The organism is Pseudomonas sp. SDO55104_S430 (genome assembly GCF_054070595.1).
This window is the reverse complement of sequence record NZ_JBSVXG010000042.1, coordinates 21,496-35,367: the sequence shown is the minus strand read 5'-3', so window position 1 is coordinate 35,367 and position 13,872 is coordinate 21,496. Positions and strand designations below refer to the sequence as shown.

Annotated in this window: 15 protein-coding genes and 1 pseudogene; 9 read left to right on the top strand and 7 right to left on the bottom strand. The window is 56.9% G+C overall.

Annotated features, from left to right (window positions below):
- Window positions 1-168 precede the first annotated feature (168 nt).
- Window positions 169-567 (bottom strand): RidA family protein, encoded by a 399-nt coding sequence (locus ACW9JE_RS10535; RefSeq protein ID WP_457432701.1) that lies wholly within the window; start codon window positions 565-567, stop codon window positions 169-171.
- A 141-nt stretch (window positions 568-708) separates the two neighbouring features.
- Here ACW9JE_RS10535 and ACW9JE_RS10530 point away from each other — a divergent pair, with 141 nt between their 5' ends.
- The 4 genes from ACW9JE_RS10530 (at window position 709) to ACW9JE_RS10515 (ending at window position 3,953) form a co-directional block, all read left to right on the top strand.
- On the top strand, window positions 709-1,623 hold the full coding sequence (locus ACW9JE_RS10530; protein WP_457432700.1) for a LysR substrate-binding domain-containing protein: 915 nt from the start codon (window positions 709-711) through the stop codon (window positions 1,621-1,623).
- A 237-nt stretch (window positions 1,624-1,860) separates the two neighbouring features.
- The gene (locus ACW9JE_RS10525; RefSeq protein ID WP_224533148.1) at window positions 1,861-2,409 is read left to right on the top strand and encodes a hypothetical protein; all 549 of its coding nucleotides are present in this window, start codon (window positions 1,861-1,863) and stop codon (window positions 2,407-2,409) included.
- Window positions 2,410-2,604: 195 nt separating this feature from the next.
- Window positions 2,605-3,252 (top strand): hypothetical protein, encoded by a 648-nt coding sequence (locus tag ACW9JE_RS10520; protein WP_457432699.1) that lies wholly within the window; start codon window positions 2,605-2,607, stop codon window positions 3,250-3,252.
- A 14-nt stretch (window positions 3,253-3,266) separates the two neighbouring features.
- Window positions 3,267-3,953 (top strand): tetratricopeptide repeat protein, encoded by a 687-nt coding sequence (locus tag ACW9JE_RS10515; protein ID WP_224533146.1) that lies wholly within the window; start codon window positions 3,267-3,269, stop codon window positions 3,951-3,953.
- A 108-nt stretch (window positions 3,954-4,061) separates the two neighbouring features.
- Here ACW9JE_RS10515 and ACW9JE_RS10510 read toward each other — a convergent pair whose 3' ends face one another.
- Window positions 4,062-4,619, bottom strand: a complete 558-nt coding sequence (locus tag ACW9JE_RS10510; protein ID WP_224533145.1) for a GNAT family N-acetyltransferase — start codon at window positions 4,617-4,619, stop codon at window positions 4,062-4,064.
- A gap of 310 nt (window positions 4,620-4,929) precedes the next feature.
- Here ACW9JE_RS10510 and ACW9JE_RS10505 point away from each other — a divergent pair, with 310 nt between their 5' ends.
- Window positions 4,930-5,367, top strand: a complete 438-nt coding sequence (locus ACW9JE_RS10505; RefSeq protein ID WP_457432698.1) for an acetyltransferase — start codon at window positions 4,930-4,932, stop codon at window positions 5,365-5,367.
- A 41-nt stretch (window positions 5,368-5,408) separates the two neighbouring features.
- Here the strand turns inward: ACW9JE_RS10505 and ACW9JE_RS10500 are convergent, their stop codons facing one another.
- Window positions 5,409-6,239: an alpha/beta fold hydrolase gene (locus tag ACW9JE_RS10500; protein WP_457432697.1), complete on the bottom strand. Its 831-nt coding sequence runs from the start codon at window positions 6,237-6,239 to the stop codon at window positions 5,409-5,411.
- 275 nt (window positions 6,240-6,514) lie between these two features.
- Between ACW9JE_RS10500 and ACW9JE_RS10495 the strand changes: the two genes are divergently transcribed.
- On the top strand, window positions 6,515-7,564 hold the full coding sequence (locus ACW9JE_RS10495; RefSeq protein ID WP_457432696.1) for an NAD(P)-dependent alcohol dehydrogenase: 1,050 nt from the start codon (window positions 6,515-6,517) through the stop codon (window positions 7,562-7,564).
- A 188-nt stretch (window positions 7,565-7,752) separates the two neighbouring features.
- Complete coding sequence (locus ACW9JE_RS10490) at window positions 7,753-7,992, top strand: hypothetical protein (protein WP_224533142.1); 240 nt, start codon at window positions 7,753-7,755, stop codon at window positions 7,990-7,992.
- 88 nt (window positions 7,993-8,080) lie between these two features.
- Here the strand turns inward: ACW9JE_RS10490 and ACW9JE_RS10485 are convergent, their stop codons facing one another.
- A complete protein-coding gene (locus tag ACW9JE_RS10485) occupies window positions 8,081-9,115 on the bottom strand; it encodes an AraC family transcriptional regulator (protein WP_457432695.1) in 1,035 nt (344 codons plus the stop codon).
- Here ACW9JE_RS10485 and ACW9JE_RS10480 point away from each other — a divergent pair.
- Window positions 9,101-10,123: an oxidoreductase gene (locus ACW9JE_RS10480; protein WP_457432694.1), complete on the top strand. Its 1,023-nt coding sequence runs from the start codon at window positions 9,101-9,103 to the stop codon at window positions 10,121-10,123. The two genes, ACW9JE_RS10485 and ACW9JE_RS10480, sit on opposite strands and share 15 nt — an antisense overlap.
- A gap of 316 nt (window positions 10,124-10,439) precedes the next feature.
- Here the strand turns inward: ACW9JE_RS10480 and ACW9JE_RS10475 are convergent, their stop codons facing one another.
- The 3 genes and pseudogenes from ACW9JE_RS10475 to ACW9JE_RS10465 form a co-directional block, all read right to left on the bottom strand.
- Window positions 10,440-10,727, bottom strand: coding sequence for a hypothetical protein (locus ACW9JE_RS10475; RefSeq protein WP_224533139.1), 288 nt, complete (start codon window positions 10,725-10,727; stop codon window positions 10,440-10,442).
- Entirely contained in the window at window positions 10,724-11,446 is a 723-nt protein-coding gene (locus tag ACW9JE_RS10470; RefSeq protein ID WP_457432693.1) for an N-acetylmuramoyl-L-alanine amidase, read from the bottom strand. Before ACW9JE_RS10470 ends, ACW9JE_RS10475 begins: the two co-directional genes overlap by 4 nt.
- Window positions 11,446-11,985, bottom strand: a pseudogene (locus tag ACW9JE_RS10465) (PAAR domain-containing protein). Before ACW9JE_RS10465 ends, ACW9JE_RS10470 begins: the two are co-directional and overlap by 1 nt.
- A gap of 483 nt (window positions 11,986-12,468) precedes the next feature.
- On the opposite strand from ACW9JE_RS10465, the gene ACW9JE_RS10460 reads away from it, so the two are divergent.
- Window positions 12,469-13,773 carry an OprD family outer membrane porin gene (locus ACW9JE_RS10460; protein WP_457432692.1) on the top strand — a complete coding sequence of 435 codons (1,305 nt, stop codon included), beginning with the start codon at window positions 12,469-12,471 and terminating at the stop codon, window positions 13,771-13,773.
- Window positions 13,774-13,872: the final 99 nt, after the last annotated feature.

Here is a 13,872-nt window from a genome sequence, read left to right as displayed (position 1 = left end):
TCAGCTGACAACGATGTCGGCTGACACGACGCCTTCGCGAGCAAGCCCGCTCCCACATTGGTCATGATTCAACACCTGCCCTGTAGGAGCGAGGCTTGCCCGCGAAGACGGTCTGCCAGTCAACATCGATGGCGGCCGATGAACCGCTTTCGCGAGCAAGCTTCGCACCTATAGGCCCGGTAGTTTGGCGATCACCTTGATCTCGAAATCGAAGCCCGACAGCCAGGTCACGCCGATCGCAGTCACCGTCGGATAGGGCGCTTCGCCCCAATACTCGGCCGCCACTTCCCAGATGGTTTCGAACTTCGAGTCGGGGTCGACCATGAAGATCGTCGTGTCGACCACATCCTCGAAACTACCGCCGGCCTCGGCCAAAATCGCGTTGAGGTTCGCAAAGGCCAAGCGAACCTGTGCCGCGAGGTCCGGCTCGGCCGAGCCATCCTTGCGGCTGCCGACCTGTCCGGATACGAACAGAAAACCGTTGGAGCGAATCGCCGGCGAGTAGCGGTGCAGCCCGTACAAAGCATGGCGGTCAGGCGGGAAAACGACATCACGTTTGCTGGTCATGGCATACCTCTTTCGGGGCCATCGCGGCCCGGTGTTTACGGTGAAGCCACTATAAAAAAGGCCGCCGACCTCAATAAACAGGCACCTCTGGTCATGACTGTTTGTACAATCCAAACAATCCAGACCCGAGAGAGGCGTGAAATGGACCGTTTCGATGCAATGCAGGCGTTTGCCCGGGTGGTGGAAACGGGCAGCTTCACCAAAGCGGCAGCCACCCTGCACATGAGCAAGACCACCGTGACGCAGCTCGTCCAGCAACTGGAAGCCAGATTGCGCGTGCGCCTGCTCAACCGCACCACACGCAAGGTCAATGTCACCGCCGACGGCGCGGCCTACTACGAACGCGTCGTGCGGCTACTGGTCGACATGGACGACGCCGAGACCAGCTTGTCCAGCGCGTCGCTGACACCCCGCGGGCGGCTGCGGGTGGATGTCCCCAGCCCATTTGCGCGCATGCTGCTGATTCCGGCCTTGCCGGGGCTCTTTGCACGTTATCCGGAAATTCAGCTGAACCTGGGCGTGAGCGATCGCATCGTCGACATCATTGGTGAAAACGTCGACTGCGTGCTGCGTGGCGGCGAGATCACCGATCAATCCCTGGTGGCCAGGCATGTGGGCGATCTGAAACTCGGCATCTATGCCGCGCCCGGCTATTTGCAGCGCTTCGGTACGCCGGCGCATCCCCGTGAACTGGAGGAGGGCCGGCACAACACCGTCGGCTTCCTCTGGTTTCGTACCGGCAAAACCTTGCCCTACACGATGCAGCGAGGTGAGGAGCGCATCGAGGCCCACGGCCGCCCGCAACTGACGGTCGACGACGGCAATGCCTACCTTGCCGCCGGCCTGGCTGGCCTGGGCATGCTCTGGCTACCGCAGTACATGGCCAAACCGCACCTGCTCAGCGGCGAGTTGCTGCCGGTGTTTGAGGACTGGGAGATGGTGCCGATGCCGATGTATCTGGCGTTTCCGCCGAATCGACATGTCAGTGCGAAGGTGCGGGTGTTTATCGATTGGGTAATGGAGTTGATGGCTGAGCATGCGCCGGTGGTTGGGTGAGGCAGGTGTCAGCCCGTTTCAGGGGGGAACAGTCTAAATTTCCGGTTTTGGCAGTGAGTGGACGTTCAAAAACAGCCCTGACGAGAGCCACTGGATTTGTACGATTCTCGGGGGCTATGACCTGAAACAGCGAATATCCGTATGGCCTGATTTCGGTGGTGGCGTTTCGCCTTTATCCTGTTGTTTTGGTGATCTTTGGCTCACGCCTTCCCACCACCAACCTCACAGGAGTAGTCCGTGCGTAATTTTCTTGCCAGTTTGACCGTCGGGTTAGCCGTCACTCTGTCCGGCTGCAACACGACCCCGTTAGACAGGGCAACGGTCTACTACGACCGAGTGCAATTTCCGACTGAGATCGTGAAGGACTTTCCAGATATCAAAGGATCGATCATGCAGCATGGCCGCTGCACGTTAATCGTTTCCACTCCAGGCTCCACTATCGGTGGTTACCACTTCTGTGTTTTTGCCCTGACTCAGGAACAGATCAATGTCTATGGCTGGAATGCATCGGCGTTGAAGTACACGGAAATTCTACGAGTTGATCTGTCGTCCCTGGACAAGGTTGCCATGGACTCGTACTTCCGGACCAATCAGGTACAACTCATCGAGCCGCGCCGTCAAAGCGCGCTGACCGTAGTCATAGATGACGGTGGCTATAACGACTCGGCAGCGACGCAAAAGGTCTTTGAGTCCATCAAGAAGCACGGTGTGACGGTGGTTAAAAGCGAGGGAATGATGATGCCTCCAGCGGCACCCACGCCGATGGTGATTGTTGTTCCGCGGTAATGAGAAAGATCGGCTCCGGGCGTTAAAAGGGGACAGATTCATTGTCCAGAAAATCAATCTGTGCCCCTTTTGCCAGCACTCAGGCCTTCTCTCGCAAGCCCTTCTTTATTAAAGATTGCGACTGATAAGCCGAAATCCTTCGTTCCCTCCTCATGGATGACGTAAATGCTCCGCTCAGTTTTTTCCAGTATTACTTTGCTCGCCATCACAGCCGCCAGCGCTGTACAGGCTCAACCCCAAGCCATCAACACACCCGAACAACTTCTGACTGAGTTCTCTCGTTGCGACGCGCAATTTTTCGAAAGCCTGCGCGACGCACGTCTGCCGGCAGGGACCCTGCGCTTGAGTGATTATGGCTCGGTCAAGGCACCGACCGTCATGAGTCCGCTGCAGGAAGGTGGCACTTACCAACAGTTCGAAACGCCCCTGATCGTTAACGGCGTGCGTATGGTCGGCTATTACAACCAGGCCCAAACCATCAAAGACGTCGGCAATTTTCTCTTCTGGGGTTTCGTAGCCGATGGCTTGCCGCAAGAAGTGGCGGCAAAACTCAAACCGCTGTTCGTCGATAGCGCACGCTTTTTCAGTCAGGGCAACGCTATTAGCCGCGCCGAAATTCGCCGCGTTGGTGACCCGATCGGCCAATGGCGCACCGAGAATCTCACCGGTCCCGGCGTCGCCACGCCGTTTGGTTTCGTAGACCGCGTGCTGATCGTCGAGGAGGGCGGCACGACAACGCCACTTGCGGGACACACCACCGTGTTTTGCTCGCTACAAGGCACCGTGACTGCTCCTCTTTTGCAGGTTTATCGTCCTGACCTCAACGCTCATCTGCTCGACTGACAAGGATGCTCATCATGAATTTTCGCTGGCCCGTACTGTTTGCCTCCTCTGTCATCCTTACAGGTTGTGCAGGGATGCAGAACCCGCAAAAAGCCAACCTTGCCCACTGCGTAAATCAGTTCAAGGCTTCCAAAGCCGAAAACTATCCTCTGGTGCTGCAGGAAGGTGATCTTTGCCTGCAGAAAAATACGCTTCCCGCATCGCTGCAGAGTTCGATTTACGCTGTGCAGGCCGATGCTTTCAGCAACCTCAAACACTTTCCGGAAGCCGTGGCCGCCAAGGAAAAATCCATGCAGCTGGCGGTCAAGCCTGATCCGCGTGACAACCTGGACTTGAGTGCCATGTATCGCGACGCTGGCAACCCGAAAAAAGCCCTTGAACTCGTGCAGTACAACCTTGACAACGGGATGGGAGAAGCTGGGAAGGGCTCCGGCTTCCATATGCCAACCTACTATCATCTGGGACTCGCGTTGACGGACCTGGGTCAGTACCGAGAGGCCGCTGAAGCATTCAGCACCGGCCTTCAGCGCCAGCCGGACTATGCCTGGGCTTACTACGCACGCGGTATCGCGTACGACCATTTGGGAGACAGGGACGACGCCAAGGCCGACTTCATGAAGTTCTCGCAGATGGCCAACAAGAAGTACGTGAAAGAAAAGGAGAGGGCCAAACTCGCGGGTTACAGTATTTCCATGCCGTAATTTGCGGAGAAGGGGACCATCGGAAAGGGGACAGATTTGTTTTCTACAAAGTAAATTTGTCTCCTTTTTCATTTTTCTACATAGCGGCCAATGACCGAGCCAATAAAACTAATGGCCAGCCATAGATCTGCCAATCCACTCCGTACGCGTCATCTCCCAAACCTCGACGCGCATCAACCCGCAGACAAAATTACCTTCTCGCACACCCACCAGACGCATGCCCTCATGCTCTGAGACCCTGCGGGACGCATGGTTGGCAACCGCTTTGGGAACCTGCATGACCGGACGCGACAATGTCTCGAACCAATACGCGTTGATGATCCGACATGCTTCACGCATATAGCCTTTTCCCCACCACTGCGGCGCAAGCCAGAAGCCTCTGTTGTTCCCAGGCTGTTCAAACAAACTGATGCTACCGAGGGTGCACTCGGCATCGTTGCGCATGCGGATCATCCAATGCCATTCACGACCGGCTGCCATCGCAGGCAGGGCGATGTCCCGCACATAGACCAGCGCTCCGTCTTCTGGATACGGCCATGGGACGCGACTATCCAGGTAGCGAACTACCTCCCATTGGGGGAACAAGTCCTGGATGATGGGGGCATCCTCCAGTTGGAGGGGCGTGAGTACAAGACGATCGGTGAAGAGTGTCGGAAGGCGATCCATGGCATACGTCCCTGGGCATCCTTGAAGGGGCATTTGATGATCTGTGATGGATTCCTTTGTGTCGAGCGTTGCGAAAAGATCGCAGCCTGCGGCAGCTCCTACAGGCGGTGCGCTGAACGTAGATCCGTCAATTGGTATAGACATATCGAAAACCCATCAGTATCGTTCCGCCTCCTTCCTTTGCGGCCACCTCTGCCGTGAACCGCCCAGGCGTTAACTCGCGAAGCGGTCATACACGTTGCCGACGCTTATACGGTCGCCATTCACTGGCGTGCCTCATTTCCAATATCAAGTACAAAAGGATGATTCCATGATCATTCGTCAGGCTACCAACGCCGACCATCCGCTACTGCTCGACATTTGGCTGCGCTCCGTTCGCGCCACTCACCATTTCCTGCAAGAATCCGATATCGCTGCGTTACTTCCGCAGCTGCGAGACATCTACCTGCCCGCTGTCGAGTTATGGGTTGCAGTCGATGCGCAGGACCGCCCGCTGGGTTTCATCGGGCTCAACGAAAACCACGTGGAGATGCTCTTCATCGAGCCGGATTTACGAGGGAAGGGTATTGGGCGCGCATTGCTGGATCACGCTCGCCGTTCTCGCAATGAGATCAGCGTTGACGTAAATGAGCAGAATCCCGAAGCGGTAGGTTTTTACCTGCATTACGGGTTTGTTCAAACAGGTCGTTCTCCGCTGGATGGCGAGGGCCGACCGTTTCCTTTGCTGCACCTGAAATTGCCCAGCTAGCCAACGCTGAAAGGGGCGGGATGTTCTCCCGCCCCGATCATTCAACTGCGAATGAACGCGAGCAAATCAGCATTGATCGTATCCGCATGGGTTGTCGGCATTCCGTGCGGAAAGCCCGGATAGATCTTCAGCGTACTGTTTTGCAACAGCTTCGCCGACAGAACTCCCGAATTCTCATAAGGCACGATCTGGTCGTCATCCCCATGCAGCACCAGAACGGGAACTTTGATGCGCTTCAAATCTTCGGTGAAGTCGGTCTGAGAGAAGGCCACGATCCCGTCATAGTGCGCTATCGCACAACCCATCATGCCTTGCCGCCACCAGTTGCGGATGATGCCTTCAGACGGTTTCGCACCAGGGCGGTTGTAACCGTAGAAAGGTCCGGCAGGAACGTCGTGGTAGAACTGCGCGCGATTGGCCTTCAGTTGCGCTTGCAGGTCGTCGAAAACCGATTTTGGCAGGCCTCCGGGGTTGTTCGGAGTCTGGACCATCAAGGGTGGCACGGCGCTGATGATGGCGGCTTTGGAGACGCGGTTTTCACCGTGGCGCACGATGTAATGAATCACTTCGCCGCCGCCGGTGGAGTGCCCGACATGTACCGCGCCTTGTACGCCGAGGTGATCCACCACGGCCGCAACGTCGTCGGCGTAGTGATCCATATCGTGGCCGTCCCAGACCTGACTCGAGCGCCCATGGCCCCGTCGGTCGTGTGCGATGACCCTGTAACCGTTGGCCAGGAAAAACAGCATCTGCGCGTCCCAATCGTCGGCGCTCAGTGGCCATCCGTGATGGAACCAGATGACCTTGGCATCACGTGGTCCCCAGTCTTTATAAAAGATCTCAACACCGTCCCGCGTCGTCACAAAACCCATGTTCGCTTCTCCTGAATGAAGGAAGGCCTGGACCGAATCATGTTCCGGTCGTGGCCTTGAATGAACAAAGCTCCTCGAATGCGGCCAGTGCTTTGCTACAGCCGGGACGAGGACCTACTCGCTGTATCAGCCGATCGAAGTCTAGCCCGCCGATGAGGCTTTTTCTTTCCATCCCCTTGCATCTCCACAGGATCAGGCAAGTATTCGACCGGATTGAGCTACGGCAGAAGCGAACGGATCGGGACAATGTATTGAACTGTCACAGGAGAATATCCATGCAAGTTTTCGCTTATGGCGCCCACGCGGCCGAAAAACCACTTGAACCCCTGCGCATCACTCGTCGCTCGCCCGGCGCGGAAGATGTACAGATCGAGATCGCTTATTGCGGTATCTGTCACTCGGACCTGCATCAGGTTCGCTCCGAGTGGGAAGGCACCCAGTATCCCTGTGTGCCGGGCCACGAGATCGTTGGTCGTGTTACAGCCGTTGGCTCGCAAGTCACCGGTTTTTCGCCGGGTGATCTGGTCGGCGTCGGTTGCATCGTCGACAGCTGCAAGCATTGCGAGGAATGCGATGCGGGGCTGGAAAATTATTGCGACGGCATGATCGGCACCTACAACTTTCCGACCCCGGATGCCCCGGGCTGGACGCTGGGTGGTTATTCGCAATCGATCGTGGTGAACCAGCGCTTCGCGCTGCGTATTCGCCATCCCGAGGACCAACTGGCTGCCGTTGCGCCACTGCTGTGCGCGGGTATCACCACCTGGTCGCCATTGCGGCACTGGAACGCGGGACCCGGCAAGAAAGTGGGCGTGGTCGGCATCGGTGGTCTGGGTCACATGGGCATCAAACTCGCCCATGCGCTGGGCGCCCACGTGGTGGCCTTTACCACTTCGGAGTCCAAGCGTGAGGCCGCAAGGACCTTGGGCGCCGATGAAGTGGTGGTGTCCAGCGATGCACAGCAGATGGCTGCGCACCTGAAGAGCTTCGATCTGATCATCAACACAGTCGCCGCGCCCCACGACCTGGACGCCTTTCTGGTCCTGCTCAAACGCGACGGCGCCATGACATTGGTCGGCGCACCGGCCACGCCGCACGCAGCGCCCAACGTGTTCAACCTGATCATGAAACGACGCACGCTCGCCGGCTCGATGATTGGTGGCATCCCGGAAACCCAGGAGATGCTCGATTTCTGCGCCGAACATGGCATCGTTTCGGACATCGAACTGATACGCGCAGAACACATCAACGAAGCCTTCGAGCGGATGCTCAAGGGTGACGTCAAATACCGCTTCGTCATCGACAACGCGACCCTGGCGGAGTGAGGAACGGCGCGTCCGGGGAATCGGACGCGTCCTGGCTTCAGCGATTCGCGCTGCCGCTTGCATCTCCCGGGTTCAGTTTGAAGCATAAATATTTTGAACCGCCTCCGGACCCGCTCGCCTAATGACTAGCCTGTGGCGAATCCCACAGGCCATTTGCCAATACACGCATTCTCCGAGAGGTGGTCAACATGGCGAAGGACGAGAAGAAAAGCAAAAGTGAGTCTTCAAAAGCCAGCAAGGATTTGAAAGACAAAAAGTCATCATCGGCAAAGAAATCAGCTGCGGCCTTGGCGCTTTCGAAGTCTTCCGACAAGAAAGACAAGAAGAAAGATGCCGCACCGAAGAAATCCGCGAAGAAAGCTGATAGCAAGCCGGACAAGGCGAAGAAGTCAGATAAGACTGACAAGCCTGCGAAGAAGAAAAAGTGATCTCTGTGTTCTGCCAGGGTGTTACGCCCTGGCATCTTCTTTCAAATCGTGTTGGCAACGTTCCATGGGAATTCCAGAAGGCGGCGTTTCATTCTTGAGGCGCTCTCGCACTCGCTTCCCGTCGATAGTGCCCGGGCGACTGGCCGTGAACGCGTCGGAATGCGGCGCCAAATGCAGCGTCCGAAAGGTAGCCCAGTGACGCGGCGACGGTAGTGACGTTGTCTGCACCGTTGCGCAACCGCGAAGCCGCGACCTGCATGCGCCAGCGCGTGGCATATTCGACAGGTGCCTGCCCCACACGTGCCTTGAAAAGTGCCGTGAAACCGGAGCGCGACATGCAGGCGATACTCGCCATTTCAGCCAGTCTCAGCGTTTTTTCAGGTGCACCGTGAATGGCGCGCAGTACCTTTGCGATGACGGGGTCGCGTAGTCCACCCAGCCAACTCAGATCGTTTGCGTCAGCCGTGGTGATGTGATGGCGCAGCGCGTGAACGAAGACCAACCGGAGCAGATCGTTGCACATCGTGTGCGCACCGGGTTGATTCGACTGCCATTCACGGTCCAGCTCATCGAGCAGCCAGTTGAACGAAGATGCGCCTCCTGACGCTCCAGGGATGATCAGTGCAGCCGGCAACGTCTCGAGCAGCTCCACCGCGGCAGGTCCCTCCAGGGAAACGCTGCCGCCCAATAACTCGACCTCTTCACCCATGCCGAATGTCGCCGATGCCCCCGCATGGGAGAACACTTGCGAAGCATCCACGGCTTCCTCATCCGGCCCGCTGGAAAGAATGAACGGGGTACGCGCGATCACGAAACAGTCGCCCGCCGTCAGCTGAGCTGGCTGCATCCCGGCCACGCGAAGCCAGCACTCGCCCCGTCGCACGACGTTGAATTTCAATTCGATGGGCCGGAATCTCAGGGCCCATGTGCCTCCTGCCTGCAATCGCACGGAACAGGCGGCACGCAGTCCTGTCAGCGCAAGGACTTCGGACAGGGGATCAGACACTGCATTCTGGATGATCACGATAGAAAACCGGTTTTCAGAGGATGGTTCGTCCAGCGAGCTTAATAAAGAATCGTGCACTTCGATATATGCCAGGGGATTCCGATGATGACGCTTCAAAAACCCATACAGTCCGAGTTCGACGCCGCCAGCACTGCGGCCCAGGTCATGGCAGGTGTTGACCTGACAGGCCGGATCGCCATTGTTACCGGCGGTCACTCGGGCATAGGACTGATCACCACCCAAAGTCTGGCTGCCGCGGGCGCGCAGGTTATCGTTCCTGCGCGAGATCCGTGTCAGGCGCTGACTACACTGGCCGGCGTCGAGCGGGTCGAAGTGCTGCAGATGGATCTGATGCAGGCTGCATCGGTTGCTGCCTTCAGTCGACGTGTGCTCGACAGTGGGCGGCCTGTCGCGATGCTGATCAATTGCGCCGGGGTCATGGCTTCGCCCTTGATGCGGGACGACGATGGACGTGAGAGTCAGTTCGCAACCAATCATCTCGGTCACTTCCGCCTGACATGCGGGCTATGGCCGGCCCTGATAGCTGCAGGCGCGGCGCGCGTGGTGTCGGTATCGTCGCGAGGACATCAGATCGCGGGCGTGGATTTCGACGACATCGATTTCACGCGCCGCCCGTATGACAAATGGGTGGCGTATGGTCAGTCCAAAACTGCCAACGCCTTGTTTGCGCTGGCGCTCGACCGGCGCGGACGTGATCGGGGTGTGCGGGCTTTCTCGGTCCATCCTGGCCAGATCCTCACCAATCTCGCGCGCCATCTGAGCAGTGCCGAAATCGCCGCGTTCGACGTGCTGGATGAGCACGGACGCCAGCGTCTGAATCCGCAAGCCGGTCTGAAGACCGTCGAGCAAGGTGCTGCGACAAGCCTGTGGTGCGCGACCAGTCCCACACTTGCCGGGTTGGGCGGTGTCTATTGCGAGGACTGCAATATCACCTCTGTCAACGATTCCGATGTGGGGCGAAAGGGTGTGGCCCCTTGGGCCGTTGATCATGAGTACGCAGAAAGACTTTGGGCCTTATCGGAGCAATTGACCGGGATGACAATCTCAGTCAGCGGGACCACTACATCCGTGGTTTCGGCCAGAACCCGGTCATCAGCCAATTGATGAAGATATTCACGCCATTTGTTGAATGCGTATTGCTGTCTCAGGGAGGCTTCCTTCCACTCAGCCGTACCGATGCGGTCAACGGAAAGGGCCATCATCCTCGCGGTAGCTAAGTCGAGTTCGTCAATGAGCTCGCGGCCATTTGGCATATCTGAAGTAAGGGGGCGCATAGAGACCTCGATTTTGGCTAATTCATCGACTGGCCCAATAATTGATCGTGCGCCGGGGCCGACGAACGGCACCCCGTATTTCTTTGATTTTGGAGGTCGCGAAAAACGGAATAGGGCCAAAGCCCCTTTTCCTCAAAGCCGCAGTTTTACTTTCTCCTGCACATTTCAACATCATCCTGCGTTTTGAGCTCAGTATCGATACCAAGCCTGTGCCTGCAGTAATCAATGATCCACATTCTCTCCTCGCCTGATAGTCGTTCGACTGGCCTGATATCGCCGTCATTAGCGTGGATGTTGTAGAACTTGATTTGCAGGGACGGGTGTTTCTTTATGAAGAGGACGGTTTCAATGTCACCGTCTTCAAGGGCTTGGTAGTAGCCGATATTGAGAATGGCCAGCACTGCCAAAAGAACACCTGCCAGTAACGTTTTCACTCTCGCGGCGCCGGTGGGGGCAGCAGTTGTGTCTTGCTTCTGAGATGCCTCACCAGTTCCATTCCGACGTTGCCGGAAAAAACCTTTCCCTCGGAAGCCTGACCCGGAAATTCGCGGTGCCCACCAAAGTGCTTGATGACGAATACGCTCTTGAGTGCATTGATCAGATGCATCAAGGCGGTAATCTGAGCTGAGGGGATAATGTTTGTGGTGTTGTAGCCAATACTGTCGAGGGCTACTCGCCCTTTGGCGATCCAATCACCGCCTTCTTCTGGAGTCGTAAGATTTTCCAGCAGGACGATACCTATCAAGCCCTTGTTGAACTTCAAAACACTTGAACCCTGAAGCCGGATGTCGCGGCCTTCAAAAATCTGCCCGGTGCAATCGATCCCGTAGTGATAGCCGATATCGTCGTACTTCTGGCTCAAGTGGCCTTTCTGAATGTCCAGCATTTGTGCTGCACCCGGTGCGCAGCCATGACTTCGTCCCGCATGGTGCAAGGCAATCATGCTGTAGTCCCAGTCCATGACCATGTCAGCTTTACCTTTCAGCGCACTCCAGAAGGAGCGTTCGACAAACGTCGCATCCAGCAATCGAGCTTTTTTGATGATCGCTTCACGTGTGGCTGCCCGGTCGTTCACAGTAATCGGAACAGGGTATATGAATTCGCCCGACTTGATTTCTCTTGCATCGGAGAGGGTCCTGACTGAAGAGGCCATCAGCTTTCCTCCGACAGTTCGTGAAGTGTGCGGGCGGGAGCAACGAACTTGATGTGAAGCGAAATTTTGGCTTCTGGATTCAGGGTCTTGAGATGAACCATGCCGTGGGCATCTGTTACACCGTTACTCTCAACACCATCGACAATTGCGACATAGCCGCGAAAAGGCAATGGAAGTCCTGTTTCGCTATCAGTGATGCTGAATGATTGTCCGTAGACTTTCTGAGTCGGGAGGGGCGAGGAAGGCAGGATTGCGGCAGGAGTGTGTGAGTCGCCGATAATAACCGTACCGGAGCCGCCAATCACCACGCTTCAGTGAGTCCCGGCAGTACCGCTCAGTGCCGCTTTTTTTCCATTTATCAATACCGTAGAGGACACTCCGGAGATCAAAGTACTACCACAGGTACAGGTGTCACCTTCTCGGGCAGCAGGGAGCCCGTCGATGAACACGTCCGGAGATCCGGAAGCAATAGCATTTTCGGCATCAGCATGTATTGGACAATGGGTCGGGTCGGTTACACGCGCGGCTGGTTTTGGCATGTGTGACTCCTTGTCAGCAATTTCGGTAGAGGCCGGACTCTATCAAACTGCTTGGTAAAAACTGTCACCGGAGCGCATGCCCCCTCAAAAACAGAGCGGTCTGTCAGATAAATCCGATTCGCGGGATTTGCGACTGCTTCACAGCCGGACGCAGGCTTGATGCTGAATGTGCCGGCCTCTTCGCGGGCAAGCCTCGCTCCTACGGCAATGTGACACCCCAACTGTAGGAGCAAGGCTTGCCTGCGAAGGCGTCAGTTCAGGCTACATCTGCTTCGCCTGAAACACTTATATTCGCCTCGGAAATCCTCGTTAACCGAGCATGTGCCGCATTACCTGCCCCCATTGCAAGTGCCTATCTCGCGGCCCTCAGACCCTGTTCCACAGGATGAAACCTGATTGAATTGCCTCCCGACATGACCCGTTGGAATCTAGGTGCCGCCACCAAAGGGGCACCATTCTAATAACCCGAAAAAGGGACAGGTCATGTTGATTACTCGTAGCGCTCTGGCTGGTTTGGCATGCGGCATGCTCGTTACTGGCGTGCAGGCTGGCGGTTTTATCGAAGACAGCAAGACCTCGCTGCGCTATAGCCAGTACTACTGGAACGAAAACGACGGCGATGGCGTCGGCCCTGTTCGTGACGAGTGGGTGCAGGGCGCGCAGTTCACCTTCCGGTCGGGCTGGTACAACGACATGCTGGGCGTGGATTACAGCTACGGCCTGGCCAACGATCTGAACATCGGTCAGAACGCCACCAGCATCACCAACCTGGAAGCGCGCCAGTCGATCACCGATCCCCATGGCATCGCCAAACCTCTTGAGGCCTACCTTCGAGGCAAGTTTGCCGCGGGAGCGGGTGAGCTGAATGTCGGTGCCGGCAAGAAGATCCGCCGCTATGGACAATACCGCGATGACGTCACGCGCATTCTTCCCGCCGCGACCGTTGGCTATGACCTTGGTTACCGCCTGGGCACGTTCGAAGCACGCTCCAGCCGTATCAACGAATTCAGCCCCCGACAGGAAAATGGCTGGGGCAACGACCTGACGAACTTCAGTGGGGAAAAGATCAAAGACTTGCGTTTGTACGCACTGACCTGGAAAGCGCCCGAAGGCACCACCTTGCGCACCGAATACGCCGAATCGACGGATTACCTGCGCGAAGCGCTGCTCAAGGCCGAGCACACTTTCGATCTGGGACAGGCTCGTGGCATTGATGTGTATGCCACCACCGGGACCCAGCAGGATGCAGGCAAGCTGTTCGACTATGGCGGCGTGAAAGGCCTGTACGAACCCGAGCAATCACACGATGCGCGCTTCATGGACCTGTCGATCAAATACCGCACCGGTCCTTATTACGCCGGCTTCGCCTACAACAAGGTCTGGGGCGATGACTTTGACCGGCTGTTCTTCTCACAGGACCACGGCACCTGGGACAGCAGCGCCAAGGACTTCTACTACTTCGGTCTGAAGAACGAGGAGATGTTCAAACTCAGCGCCGGCGTGAACTTCGCACCCCTTGGCTTACCGGGTCTGGTGCTGGATACCTACTACGCGAGATCGACCCATGCCGCCGGTTACGATAATTTTTCCCGGTACGATTTCCAGACCGTTCTGCAGTACGCCTTCCAGGGCGCGCTGAAGGGACTCAGTGCAGTCTGGTTGCACGATGAATTCGAGACCGAGGGCACACCTGATGGAGTTTCGCGGTTTGTTGCGAGTCGCGGACCGGCAGGCATCATTACCCATGACGCTGATCGGTTTTACTTCAGCTACATCTACGATTTCTGAGCCAAGCCCTGATGCCAGTCAGTTAAGCCGAACACATACCTGTGGCGAGGGGGTTTACCCCCGTTGGACTGCGCAGCAGTCCCATTTTTTGGGGCCGCT

Excerpts from the sequence above, each read along its gene's own strand:
- ACW9JE_RS10500 (WP_457432697.1), bottom strand. The coding sequence starts at position 6,239 with ATGGGTTTTGTGACGACGCGGGACGGTGTTGAGATCTTTTATAAAGAC.
- ACW9JE_RS10510 (WP_224533145.1), bottom strand. The coding sequence starts at position 4,619 with ATGGATCGCCTTCCGACACTCTTCACCGATCGTCTTGTACTCACGCCC.
- ACW9JE_RS10535 (WP_457432701.1), bottom strand. The coding sequence starts at position 567 with ATGACCAGCAAACGTGATGTCGTTTTCCCGCCTGACCGCCATGCTTTG.
- ACW9JE_RS10530 (WP_457432700.1), top strand. The coding sequence starts at position 709 with ATGGACCGTTTCGATGCAATGCAGGCGTTTGCCCGGGTGGTGGAAACG.
- ACW9JE_RS10495 (WP_457432696.1), top strand. The coding sequence starts at position 6,515 with ATGCAAGTTTTCGCTTATGGCGCCCACGCGGCCGAAAAACCACTTGAA.
- ACW9JE_RS10480 (WP_457432694.1), top strand. The coding sequence starts at position 9,101 with ATGATGACGCTTCAAAAACCCATACAGTCCGAGTTCGACGCCGCCAGC.
- ACW9JE_RS10515 (WP_224533146.1), top strand. The coding sequence starts at position 3,267 with ATGAATTTTCGCTGGCCCGTACTGTTTGCCTCCTCTGTCATCCTTACA.
- ACW9JE_RS10470 (WP_457432693.1), bottom strand. The coding sequence starts at position 11,446 with ATGGCCTCTTCAGTCAGGACCCTCTCCGATGCAAGAGAAATCAAGTCG.
- ACW9JE_RS10490 (WP_224533142.1), top strand. The coding sequence starts at position 7,753 with ATGGCGAAGGACGAGAAGAAAAGCAAAAGTGAGTCTTCAAAAGCCAGC.
- ACW9JE_RS10460 (WP_457432692.1), top strand. The coding sequence starts at position 12,469 with ATGTTGATTACTCGTAGCGCTCTGGCTGGTTTGGCATGCGGCATGCTC.
- ACW9JE_RS10505 (WP_457432698.1), top strand. The coding sequence starts at position 4,930 with ATGATCATTCGTCAGGCTACCAACGCCGACCATCCGCTACTGCTCGAC.